This window comes from Streptococcus loxodontisalivarius (genome assembly GCF_016908645.1).
GTDB classification, from domain to species: Bacteria; Bacillota; Bacilli; order Lactobacillales; family Streptococcaceae; genus Streptococcus; species Streptococcus loxodontisalivarius.
Genome location: NZ_JAFBEH010000057.1, coordinates 1 through 11,256, shown reverse-complemented (window position 1 = coordinate 11,256; position 11,256 = coordinate 1). Strand labels below are relative to the sequence as shown.

9 protein-coding genes are annotated in these 11,256 nt (G+C 42.4%); 5 read left to right on the top strand and 4 right to left on the bottom strand.

Going from position 1 to position 11,256, the window contains the following annotated elements; all coding sequences use genetic code 11:
* Positions 1 to 174 precede the first annotated feature (174 nt).
* Entirely contained in the window at positions 175 to 1,542 is a 1,368-nt protein-coding gene (gene brnQ / locus JOC28_RS09520) for a branched-chain amino acid transport system II carrier protein (protein WP_205010460.1), read from the bottom strand.
* 173 nt (positions 1,543 to 1,715) lie between these two features.
* Here brnQ and sstT point away from each other — a divergent pair, with 173 nt between their 5' ends.
* The 5 genes from sstT to JOC28_RS09495 all read left to right on the top strand — a co-directional run bounded on the left by sstT (position 1,716) and on the right by JOC28_RS09495 (position 7,499).
* A complete protein-coding gene (sstT, locus tag JOC28_RS09515; protein WP_205010459.1) occupies positions 1,716 to 2,930 on the top strand; it encodes a serine/threonine transporter SstT in 1,215 nt (404 codons plus the stop codon).
* Between the two features lie 497 nt (positions 2,931 to 3,427).
* A complete protein-coding gene (locus JOC28_RS09510) occupies positions 3,428 to 4,276 on the top strand; it encodes an SAM hydrolase/SAM-dependent halogenase family protein (RefSeq protein WP_205010458.1) in 849 nt (282 codons plus the stop codon).
* Positions 4,277 to 4,330: 54 nt separating this feature from the next.
* Complete coding sequence (locus JOC28_RS09505) at positions 4,331 to 4,876, top strand: ECF-type riboflavin transporter substrate-binding protein (protein WP_205010457.1); 546 nt, start codon at positions 4,331 to 4,333, stop codon at positions 4,874 to 4,876.
* Positions 4,877 to 5,002: 126 nt separating this feature from the next.
* Positions 5,003 to 6,679 (top strand): ABC transporter ATP-binding protein, encoded by a 1,677-nt coding sequence (locus tag JOC28_RS09500; RefSeq protein WP_205010456.1) that lies wholly within the window; start codon positions 5,003 to 5,005, stop codon positions 6,677 to 6,679.
* On the top strand, positions 6,672 to 7,499 hold the full coding sequence (locus JOC28_RS09495) for an energy-coupling factor transporter transmembrane component T family protein (RefSeq protein ID WP_205010455.1): 828 nt from the start codon (positions 6,672 to 6,674) through the stop codon (positions 7,497 to 7,499). The genes JOC28_RS09500 and JOC28_RS09495 overlap by 8 nt, the downstream gene beginning before the upstream one ends.
* Before the next feature lie 38 nt (positions 7,500 to 7,537).
* Here the strand turns inward: JOC28_RS09495 and JOC28_RS09490 are convergent, their stop codons facing one another.
* The 3 genes from JOC28_RS09490 to rsmG form a co-directional block, all read right to left on the bottom strand.
* The gene (locus JOC28_RS09490) at positions 7,538 to 8,209 is read right to left on the bottom strand and encodes a potassium channel family protein (RefSeq protein WP_205010454.1); all 672 of its coding nucleotides are present in this window, start codon (positions 8,207 to 8,209) and stop codon (positions 7,538 to 7,540) included.
* A 24-nt stretch (positions 8,210 to 8,233) separates the two neighbouring features.
* Entirely contained in the window at positions 8,234 to 9,607 is a 1,374-nt protein-coding gene (locus JOC28_RS09485) for a TrkH family potassium uptake protein (RefSeq protein WP_205010453.1), read from the bottom strand.
* Positions 9,608 to 9,993: 386 nt separating this feature from the next.
* Complete coding sequence (gene rsmG / locus JOC28_RS09480) at positions 9,994 to 10,707, bottom strand: 16S rRNA (guanine(527)-N(7))-methyltransferase RsmG (protein ID WP_205010452.1); 714 nt, start codon at positions 10,705 to 10,707, stop codon at positions 9,994 to 9,996.
* Between the last annotated feature and the right edge of the window lie 549 nt (positions 10,708 to 11,256).

The following is an 11,256-nucleotide window of genomic DNA, read 5'->3' as shown; positions in this document are numbered from 1 at the left end:
CTTTTCATTATAAGTCATGTGGGACTTTTTTTCTACATTCAAAAAGCCCTACAATCTCCTTGGTGGATTTACCCACTACAGAAATTATAGAGCCGGAAAACGAGCATCTCCGACTGCGGAAGTGCTCGTTTTTTTCTATTCTGAAGCTAGTTTTTGCCCAGCCTCTTTTACTGTTTATTTCTGAAATTTTGAAAGGATAAGTCCGAGGACAAATCCGATTAGAGCAAAGCTAATCCATCCCATATTATAGGCACCAAGTGGTACCATATCTGTGAAGAAGTGACTGATAGGACTTGGAATAGTGAAGAGTCCTGTCATGCTTGCTAGGGTAGAGAGGGCATCATAGAGACCTGCGACCAGAGTAAAGGCTGTCGTTGTTTGGAAGACAAGCGGACTGAGTTTCAGTGATTTCTGACTCAAGGTAAGTAAAACCAAGGTGATCGTTAGGGGATAGAGGAGGTAGAGAACTGGGAGAGACCAGTTGATGATTTGATTGAGTCCACCGAAGTAGAAAGCTGTCGCAATCAAGGTAAAGAGGCTAGCCCAGGCTTGGTGGGATACTTTAGGAAGTAGTCCATGGAAGTACTCTGCACAAGATGTGATTAGACCGACAGCTGTTGACAGGCAGGCTAAAAAGACAATAATTGCTAAAATAATCTGTCCAAAGAATCCTAGATAGTGGAGGGCTGCTTGACCAAGAACATTTCCACCGTCAGCAGCGCTAGCGTTAAAGAGGAAACTTTGTCCATCGAAGCTAAAGAGTGATTGTGATGTAGCCCCGATACGGCTAACAAAGATATAGATAAGAGCCAAGAACAGCGCTGCAATCAAACCTGAACGGAGGGTCATTCGTGTGACTTCTGCACTATTTTTAGCGCCTTCATCCTTGGTTGCCTTGATAACAACGATTGAAAAAGCCAGAGCTGCTAGGGCGTCCATGGTACCATATCCCTGAATAAGACCTGCGATGAAAGGATGACTTGCAAATTGATTGCTGATGGCATCTGAAGCATTATGAGCAGTTCCGATAGGACCTGCTGGTGTTATAAATGACATGACAATCAAGATTGCAAGGACGAGAAGTAGTAAGGGAGTCAGGTATTTTCCGATATAATCAGCAATCTTGTTTGGCTTGATAGCTAGGAAATAGGAAAGTCCAAAGAAAATCACCGCATAAATCAGTTTGACCCAAATGCTATCTCCAAAGAGGGGCTGAATACTCATTGAGAAGGATGTGGCACCAGTTCTTGGAATGGCAAAGAAGGGGCCAATGGCAAGATAGAGGGTTGCCATAAAAGCGACAGCATATTTTTTAGAAATAGGATGTGCAAGTTTTTCAGCATTATCCTTGCCTGAGTAGGCCATAGCGACGACGCCTAAAAGTGGCAGGGTGACACCTGTTAAGCAAAAGCCGATAATGGCTAGGACAAGTTCTTGTCCAGAGTAAAGCCCCATGTAGGCTGGGTAGGTGAGGTTTCCAGCTCCAAAAAAGAGGGCAAAGAGCATCAATCCGATGATAAGGGTTGTTTTTCTTTCTTTCATAGAAACTCCTTTAGGGTTAATTGTTTACAATTGGATTTAATTGAGTTCAATTGTATGATAATTTCTATTATAAGGCTTACATTCCCATGACGTCAATCTTTTTTTATTAAATTGACCAAAATTCTATTTTAAGGTATGATAGGTAGGTTGGAAAAAATTTCAAGGAGATAAGAATGAATAGACTCTTTCGTGCCTGGAATAAGACCAGTTTGATTAAACGTATTTCAATTGGTGTACTTCTAGGTGCCTTGCTCGGTATTTTAATTCCTAAAGTGACTATTATCGGTCTTTTAGGTGATATGTTTGTCGGTGGTTTGAAAGCTATCGCTCCCCTCTTGGTTTTTGCCTTGGTGGCCAATGCTTTGTCGCAGACGCGTCAAGGTCAGAAATCTAATATGAAAACCGTCATCTTGCTCTACCTTTTTGGAACATTTGCAGCAGCTTTGACGGCGGTTATTTCCCACTATATTTTCCCAATCAGCTTGACCTTGTCTGAGGCTACTGCAGCTAGCTCTGCTAATTCTCCAGATGGAGTAGGAGAGGTCTTTAAGTCTCTCTTGCTTAATATGGTTGATAATCCGATCAATGCTATCGCATCAGCTAATTATATCGGTGTACTTGTTTGGGCGGTTGTCTTTGGATTTGCTATGCGTACAGCTAGTGAGCATACCAAGGATCTCTTGAATACAATGGCTGAAACAACTTCTCAAATTGTTCGTTGGATTATTGATTTAGCACCATTTGGTATTCTAGGCCTGGTTTTCAATACGATTGCTGAAAATGGTTTGGGTGTTATCTTAGATTACGGTGTTCTACTTCTGGTCTTGGTTGGAACAATGGCTTTTGTTGCCTTTGTTATCAATCCTTTGATTGCCTTTGTGATGATGGGGAAAAATCCTTATCCACTCGTTTGGCGTTGTATCAAGGAATCTGGAACTATGGCATTCTTTACCCGTTCATCGGCAGCCAATATCCCTGTTAATATGAGACTCTGTGAGGAATTGGGACTTGATCCAGATACTTACTCAGTTTCTATCCCATTGGGTTCAACTATCAATATGGCTGGCGCAGCGGTGACAATCAATGTCTTGACTTTGGCAGCTGTAACAACAATGGGAATCGAAGTTGACTTTGCAACAGCCTTGATTTTGAGCGTTGTATCAGCCATCTCTGCCTGTGGAGCCTCTGGTATTGCAGGTGGATCACTCTTGTTGATTCCTGTTGCATGTAGCCTATTTGGTATTTCAAATGATGTTGCTATGCAGGTTGTTGGTGTTGGTTTCGTTGTTGGTGTTATCCAAGACTCATGTGAAACTGCCCTCAATTCATCTACAGACGTACTCTTTACAGCAGTCGCAGAGAAATCTCGCTGGGTCAAAAAAAATTAAGATAGAAAAGCTGGCAGATAGCCAGCTTTCAGAATGTAGACAAAACTAGTTTACAACAAAATTTAAAATCAAAGCTCTGCTTGTTTAAAATAAATCTTCCTATTTCATGCGAGCTTTAGCGAGCACCTCAAGATACTTCCGCCGTGATGAAAGTATAAGAAATGCTTTTATATAGGCATTTCTTATACTCGGAATATTTGAGAGTGAAACAGTCCAGTGGACTGTTTCAGGTCTGAGCCTTAAAACTAGAAAGCGAGGAGGCTCAAATGGAATTCCCTGGTTTCCTGACATCATCCACTGGATAATGTCAACTAACGTCCGACATCACTTAAGGAAAGTATCGAAAAAAGACTTTGTCTTCAACCAGAAGCTGGCAGATAGCCAGCTTTTTGCTTCTGTTATAAGGTAAAACTATAACTAGCTCTAATTATTTGCAACTTCAAAATATAAGGTAAATATGATAGAATATACATTCAAGCAGAAAAAGTGAGGATATTATGTCAAATCATTTATTAGTATTACAATCGGACTTTGGTTTGGTTGATGGAGCTGTCTCAGCTATGATTGGGGTGGCTCTGCAGGAAGACCCAACCTTGGGAGTTCACAATTTAACACACGATATTACCCCTTATAATACCTTTGAGGCATCTTATCGCCTCTTCCAAACAATCGAGTATTGGCCAAAGGGAACAACCTTTGTGTCAGTTGTTGATCCTGGTGTTGGTTCAGCTCGTAAGAGTGTGGTTGCCTTGACTAAGACAGGTCAGTATATCGTCACACCAGATAATGGTACCCTTTCTTATATCAAGAAAGATGTTGGTATCGAGGCCGTTCGTGAAATTTCAGAGGTGGAAAACCGTCGTAGCAATACTGAATTATCATACACTTTCCACGGACGTGATGTTTATGCCTATACAGGTGCTAAATTGGCTTCTGGTCACATCTCTTTTGAAGAAGTTGGTCCAGAATTGTCTGTTGATGACATCTTGGAATTGCCAGTTGTTGAGACGGTTGTCGAAGAAAATCTTGTCCGCGGAGCTATTGACATCTTGGATGTTCGTTTTGGTTCTCTCTGGACATCGATTACACGTGAAGAATTCTACTCACTCAAACCAGACTTCAATGAGCGTTTTGAGGTGACAATCTACAATAATGACATGCTGGTTTACCAAAATCAGGTGACTTATGGTAAGTCGTTTGCGGATGTTCGCATCGGTCAGCCAATTCTCTACATCAATTCACTCTACCGTGTTGGTCTTGCCATCAACCAAGGGTCATTTGCCAAGGCTTATAATGTCGGTGTCGGTTCAAACTGGCATATCGAAATCAAACGTTTGGGTGACTAGACGAGTCTCCTTATGATGAGGTCTTTGTATCATTTTTAGAAAAGGAAAGTTTTTATGAAACAGAATTCAAATCAAATTGTTGTTGCGACTGGTATCGGAGCTGCGCTCTTTGTTATCATCGGTATGTTTATCAATATTCCTATTTTCGGAAATACAAGCATCCAGCTCCAATATGCTGTGCAGGCACTTTTTTCAGTTATCTTTGGTCCTGTTGCTGGTTTCTTGATTGGTTTTATCGGTCATGCGCTTAAAGATGGTATCCAGTATGGTTCTATCTCATGGGCCTGGGTTTTGGCATCTGGTGTCATTGGTCTCGTTATCGGTCTTTTCCGTTCACGCTACAATGTTACTCTTGGAAAATTTACGCCAATGCAAATGGTCTGGTTTAACCTTGTTCAAATCTTGGCTATGGTCATTGCTTACGGTGTTGTAACGCCAGTTGGTGATAAGTTGCAATACGCACAGGATTGGTCATACCTTTATGCACAGGGAGCTGTTGCAGGTTTGTCAAATGCTCTTACAATCGCAATCGCAGGGACAATCTTGATGTCACTCTATGCCAACACACGTACACAAGCTGGTAGTCTGTCAAAAGACTAAACTTGCTTAAGAAGAAAGAAGTGGGAAAGAAAAAGGAATCTTTGGTGACTTCCGCATTTTCTTTCCTTTTTTTGATATACTAGTAGGTATAGAATTATCACTAGAACTGTAGAAAATACTTTAGTTATGAACGAATTTATTGCATTTAAGAATTTTTCTTTTCAATATGATGCTCAGGCAGAGCCGACCTTGAGAGAGATTGACTTGACGATTGCTAAAGGAGAAAAGGTCTTGATTGTTGGACCTTCTGGCTCAGGTAAGTCAACTCTAGGTCAGTGCCTCAATGGCATCATTCCAAATATTTATAAGGGGAAGGCAGAAGGCAGTTTTACCATTGATGGCAAGGATGCCTTTGACCTGTCTATCTACGACAAGTCTCATCTGGTTTCGACTGTCTTGCAGGATCCTGATGGTCAGTTTATCGGACTTTCGGTAGCTGAGGATTTAGCTTTTTCTTTGGAAAATGACTGCGTCAGCCACAAGGAAATGCTGGAAAAAATTGATCTTTGGGCAGATCGTTTGGACTTGACAGCCTTTCTCAATCATCGTCCGCAGGACCTTTCAGGTGGACAGAAGCAGCGTGTCAGTCTAGCTGGTGTCTTGATTGATGAGAGTCCGATTTTGCTCTTTGATGAGCCTCTTGCCAATCTTGATCCCAAGTCTGGACAGGATACGATTGAGCTCATTGACCGCATCCACAGGGAGCAAGAGGCGACGACTATCATTATCGAGCATCGCTTGGAGGATGTTCTGCACCGTCCTATTGACCGTATCGTCCTTATCAATGATGGACGTATTGTTTTCAATGGGCAGCCTGACCAGCTTTTGAAGACCAATCTCTTGGCTGAAAATGGCATCCGCCAACCTCTTTATTTGTCTAGCCTAGCATCATTGGGATATGATTTGACCAGTTTTTCAAAGCTGACGCCTCTGAGTCAAATGGGCTTAGTAGCGCAGCCGCTTGATTTTCCAACTGTTCAAAAATCAGAAGAAAAACCTCCTCTTCTCTTACAAGTCAAGGAGATGAGCTTTGCCTATTCTCCAGAAAAACCAATCCTCAAAAAGGTGTCCCTAGACATTCATAAGGGAGAGCGCCTCACCATCGTCGGTAAGAATGGAGCGGGCAAATCAACGCTGGCTAAGGTTTTGACCAAGTTTGTTGACGGTGACGGTGAGCTTGTTTATGAGGGGCAGGATATTTCGGCTGACTCCATCAAGGAGCGTGCTGAGCGTATCGGCTATGTCCTGCAAAATCCTAATCAGATGATTAGTCAGACTATGATTTTTGACGAGGTAGCTTTAGGTCTGCGTCTGAGAGGTGTAGCAGAGGAGGAAGTAGAAGAGCGTGTCTATCAGGCTCTCAAAACCTGCGGTCTCTATGAGTTTCGTAAGTGGCCAATCTCTGCTCTATCTTTTGGTCAGAAGAAGCGTGTTACGATTGCTGCTATTTTGGTTTTGGATCCTCAGATTATTCTGCTGGATGAGCCGACGGCAGGTCAGGATCGTAGGCATTACACCGAAATTATGTCCTTCTTGGATCAGCTCCATGAAAAAGGACATACCATTGTCATGATTACGCATGATATGCAATTGATGATGGAGCATTCGGATCGTTGTGTGGTGGTTGCTGATGGTCAGATTTTGGCTGACGCTAGTCCGCTTGAGATTTTCGAGCGTGAAGATGTGCTAGCTCAGGCAAATCTGAAGAAGACTAGTCTTTATGAGTTAGCGAATTATTTGAAGGTTGATCCTATTGCCCTAACTCAGTACTATATTCAAGAAGAAAGGAGACAGCATGTCTAATCGTTTAATTGGTTACCATGAGGGTGACGGTCTCTTGTATGGTCTGTCAGGTGCTAGCAAGCTCCTCTTCTTTATTCTAGTTTCAATTGCCTGCATGATGACTTACGATACACGCTTTATCCTAGCCATGGGTGTCCTATCTATGTATCTCTTTTATCAGGCAAAGATTGGTTGGAAGGATATTTCCTTTGTGGTTACTGTGATTGCGGTGGTAGCTGCCTTTAATCTGCTTATGGTCTATCTCTTTTCGCCTCATTATGGAGCTGAACTCTATGGGCGTGAGGATATTCTCATCTCGGCTGGTTACTTCTCTGTCAGCAGTCAGGAGCTCTTTTATCTCTTTAATCTCTTACTCAAGTATTTTTGTACGGTGCCTCTGGCTATTCTCTTTCTCATGACGACGCATCCTAGCCAGTTTGCGGCTAGTCTCAGTCAAATTGGGATTTCCTACCGCATCGCCTATTCGGTTAGTTTAACGCTGCGCTACATTCCAGATATTCAGGAGGAGTTTTATACCATTCGTACCTCACAGGAGGCGCGTGGTTTGGAGCTTTCGAAAAAAGCAGGGCTGATTAGCCGCATCAAGGGCAATCTGCAGATTGCCCTGCCGCTGATTTTCTCATCCTTGGAGCGTATCGAGACTGTCTCGACTGCTATGGAGCTGCGCCGCTTTGGAAAAAATAAAAAAAGAACCTGGTATAAATACCAGGTTCTAAGAAAAGAGGATTGGGCAACAATCATTCTAGCCCTCCTTATCCTAGCCCTTAGTTTCGGACTGATTTGGCTTAACCAAGGACGTTTCTATAATCCTTGGGCATAAATTGAAAAGTGATTGCTGAATTTCAGCAATCACTTTTTTTATTTCAAATAGCCTAGATAATCAAATTTTTCAAAGGTACGGCTATCAGCGATAGCTGAGATGCTGATGCCCTCTTGAAAGACCAGATTTGGGTCGACTTTAGTATTGAGAGGAGCAGTGCGATTGTCTCGAATACCGATGATATTGAGGTCATATTTTTGACGGACATTGAGGTCAATCAAGCTCTTGCCAATCCAATCCTTTGGAAGGTCAAATTCAACAATGCTAATGTCATCTTCAATGTGAAAGACATTACTAATCTTGTGACGGAGTAAGTCTGAAGCAACTGTTTTTCCTGTATTACGTTCGGGCATGATAACCAGGTCGGCACCGATTCCGTAAAGGACTTCTTCGTAATTGATATTCTTTGCCTTAGCGATAATATTTGGAACGCCGAGTTTTTTACAGTGAATCAGAGCTAGAGTAGAGGCTTCCAGATGTTCACCAGTTGCGATGATAACCGTATCACACTGGTCAATACCAGCTGCGCGGAGAAAATCAATATCAGTGATATCACCGATGGCAGCCTTAGTGACAACATCAGCAATCTCCTGAACATGTTGTTCAGAATTATCAAGAGCGATAACATCTTGATCGAAGGTTGAAAGTTCTCTGGCAACGGTTTGACCAAAAATACCGAGACCGAGAACGCCGATAATTTTTGTAGACATGGGTGAATTCCTTTCTAAAATCAGTTAACCAAGCGTCAGCTCTGTGCTCGCATAGCGAACAGACTTGCTTTTCTTTTGCATGAGACTCAGAAGAACTGTGATTGGTCCGACACGACCGATAAACATTAAAATCATGATGACGACTCGCCCTGAGACGGACAGCTTTGCCGTAAGATCCATAGAAACCCCAACGGTTGCGATGGCAGATACCGCTTCAAATAGCAGAGCAGTTGGATCAAGATTTGGTTCTAAATCCAAGAGGATGATATAGGCGGAAATCAGAACGGTAAAGAAGAAAATCAGGATAGTCAGGGTCTGTTTGATGGTCTTACTTGCAATAATACGGTTGTGATAGATGACATGATCTTGTCCCTGCAACTCAGCCTTGAAGAGAAGAAAGAGTAAGGCAACGACCACCAGTTTGACACCTCCAGCCGTACCACCAGGTGCCCCTCCCATAATCATTTGGATCATATAGAGGACATTGGTTGAAGAATCTGTGGCAGTGTAGGAAATTGTTGCAAAACCAGCTGTTCTCATTGTGACCGTCTGGAAGAAACTGATGAGAATTTGCTGGAAGATGTTGTATCTTCCGATGGTATCAGGATTACCAGCTTCTGTGTACCAAGTCATTAGAGTACCAGCTAGGAGAACAATAGCTGTTGTTGTCAGAACCAGCTTACTTTGGATGCTCAGCGATTTCTTAAAAACACGTCTGCGAATAGGTTTATCAGTCAGATATTTTTTTAGAGCTCTGAAGAGGTCCATCCAGACAGCGAAGCCTAGCCCACCTGCAAAAATCAGAAAGGCGATGGTAAGATTGACCAGCGGATTGACAACAAAAGACTTGAGACTATTGCCACCGAGATTGTCAAATCCTGCATTACAGAAGGCAGAGATGGCTAGAAAGATAGAGTTGAAAATCCCGTGTCCCCATCCAAAGCGAGGAACAAAGTCAATCATTAGTATCAGCGCAGCAATTGCCTCAATCCCAAAGGTGATCTTGTAGACGTTGAAAAGATAGTCCTTGAGGCGATAGCTATCATCCTTGCCCAAAGCAGATTGGAGCAGGTTAGACTCTTTGAGGTTCATCCGTCGTCGAATAGCAAAGCTACTGATGGCAAGTAGCGTGACCAGTCCAAGTCCACCGATTTGCATGAGTGCCATGCTGATGACTTGTCCCAGACCATTATAGACATCACCGACAGCAAAGACAGAAAGTCCAGTCACACAGACCATAGAGATCACGTTGAAGAGATGGTCCAGATAGTGAGTCTGCGGAGCATTGGCATAATGGGTGATTGGTAGTGACAGCAAAAGGCTTCCGACCAGAATCACTAACAGAAAACTCAAGGTCAGCTTTTGTGTGATGGAGAGCCGATTGATAAGCTTTATCATAATAAACATCCTTTAAAAAAACTATGTCTATCATAACAAAAAAGCAGTCTTTAGGCTAATTTAAGACTGCTTACTTGTGTATAAATATTTTGATCTTGCGTTCTGCGGGCTTTGTATCATGGTTTGAATTGAGCTCGCCCTAAAAACTCGGAAGAAGATATACTATTTTATATACGCAAGCACCCTGCGTTGATTTCCTATCTTCAGTCGTTTTTTACGGGCTTAGCATCTTAATAATTTGAACACAGTCCGTTTCACGCCCTCTATATCATGGTATTTGAACACGCCCTGAATCCTGTGCGAAAAAGATAAATCATCTTGTGTGCAAGCACACGTCGTTAATTTCCTATTTTCGCTTGGTATTCTACGGGCTTTGTATCATGGTTTTACAATGGTTTTTTGTTTGGCATTCCTGCTTTGCGTGGGTATTTGTTTGGGGTTTCTTTTTTCTTTTCTACGATGGTGATGTTACGTCCATCGCCGTTTGGGAGTTGGTAGTTATGGTTTTCAAGTGGGACGGCAAAGAGGAGCGATAGGGCTTTTTTAGCGTCTGCTAGTTCTTGGTCAGCTGCGGCAGCTTTGAGGGCGATAAGTCGTCCATTAACTTTTAAGAAGGGAATGGTCAATTCTGATAGAACCTGCATGCGGGCAACTGCGCGTGCTGTGACGATGTCAAACTGGGCACGGAAGGCCTTGTCTTGTCCAAAGTCTTCAGCTCTGCCATGGTAAAAATGAACGCCTGTAAGTTCAAGTTCATCAGCCAAAAGATTGAGGAAGTTGATGCGTTTGTTGAGGGAATCAATGATAGTCACATCAAGCTCTGGGAAGATAATCTTCATTGGGAGACTTGGAAAGCCTGCACCAGCACCGATATCTAGAAGTCGTAGTGGTTGATTATCGATATAACCTTGAAGGATTGGAGCGATGGAATCGTAGAAGTGCTTGAGATAGACCTCATTTTCTTCAGTGATAGCAGTTAGATTAATTTTTTCATTCCATTCAACCAGCAGTTGGAAATAGCGGTGAAACTGTTCTTTTTGTTTATCGTTGAGGGGAAAGCCATCCTGTTCAAGTTGGTCATAAAAGGCTTGAGGTGTCATGGTAGAAAGTCCTTTCTGGATTCTTTTTCTTAGTCGATTTTTCTAATCAGTCTCTCCCATTCTACCATATCTCCAACAAATTTGCCTTTTCGAACCATTCCCGTTGTTGTTTATCCCAATACAGACAAGGGATTGCCGAACTGAAAAAGAAAAATCGCCACGGTAAAATAAGGATTTCACTTTATGTATATAGGAAACTATATTTAGAAGCGCCAGATATGGGGTGAGCAAAGCGAACCCAATCCTGATAGTCTCCGCCGTGGTGTTAAGAGCGACAAAGTCGCTTGGGAGTGAAACAGTCCAGTGGACTGTTTCAGGTCTGAGCCTTGAAACTAGAGAGCGAAGAGAAAAGACCATAGGCTTTTCCTTTAGTAATGAAACCGAAGGTTTGCTTACGACCCCACCACCTAAGGAGACTATCAAAAAAACAAAAAATCAAACAACGAGAATGATTGTTAGTGTAAAATAATACTCGGTAAATCGTTTACAGGTTTTCAAAACGAAAAAAGTCCTATATCCTAGGAAATGCAAAAAAAGTAACCTAGAAGG

Excerpts from the sequence above, each read along its gene's own strand:
- rsmG (WP_205010452.1), bottom strand. The coding sequence starts at position 10,707 with ATGACACCTCAAGCCTTTTATGACCAACTTGAACAGGATGGCTTTCCC.
- JOC28_RS09495 (WP_205010455.1), top strand. The coding sequence starts at position 6,672 with ATGTCTAATCGTTTAATTGGTTACCATGAGGGTGACGGTCTCTTGTAT.
- brnQ (WP_205010460.1), bottom strand. The coding sequence starts at position 1,542 with ATGAAAGAAAGAAAAACAACCCTTATCATCGGATTGATGCTCTTTGCC.
- JOC28_RS09485 (WP_205010453.1), bottom strand. The coding sequence starts at position 9,607 with ATGATAAAGCTTATCAATCGGCTCTCCATCACACAAAAGCTGACCTTG.
- JOC28_RS09500 (WP_205010456.1), top strand. The coding sequence starts at position 5,003 with ATGAACGAATTTATTGCATTTAAGAATTTTTCTTTTCAATATGATGCT.
- JOC28_RS09510 (WP_205010458.1), top strand. The coding sequence starts at position 3,428 with ATGTCAAATCATTTATTAGTATTACAATCGGACTTTGGTTTGGTTGAT.
- JOC28_RS09505 (WP_205010457.1), top strand. The coding sequence starts at position 4,331 with ATGAAACAGAATTCAAATCAAATTGTTGTTGCGACTGGTATCGGAGCT.
- JOC28_RS09490 (WP_205010454.1), bottom strand. The coding sequence starts at position 8,209 with ATGTCTACAAAAATTATCGGCGTTCTCGGTCTCGGTATTTTTGGTCAA.
- sstT (WP_205010459.1), top strand. The coding sequence starts at position 1,716 with ATGAATAGACTCTTTCGTGCCTGGAATAAGACCAGTTTGATTAAACGT.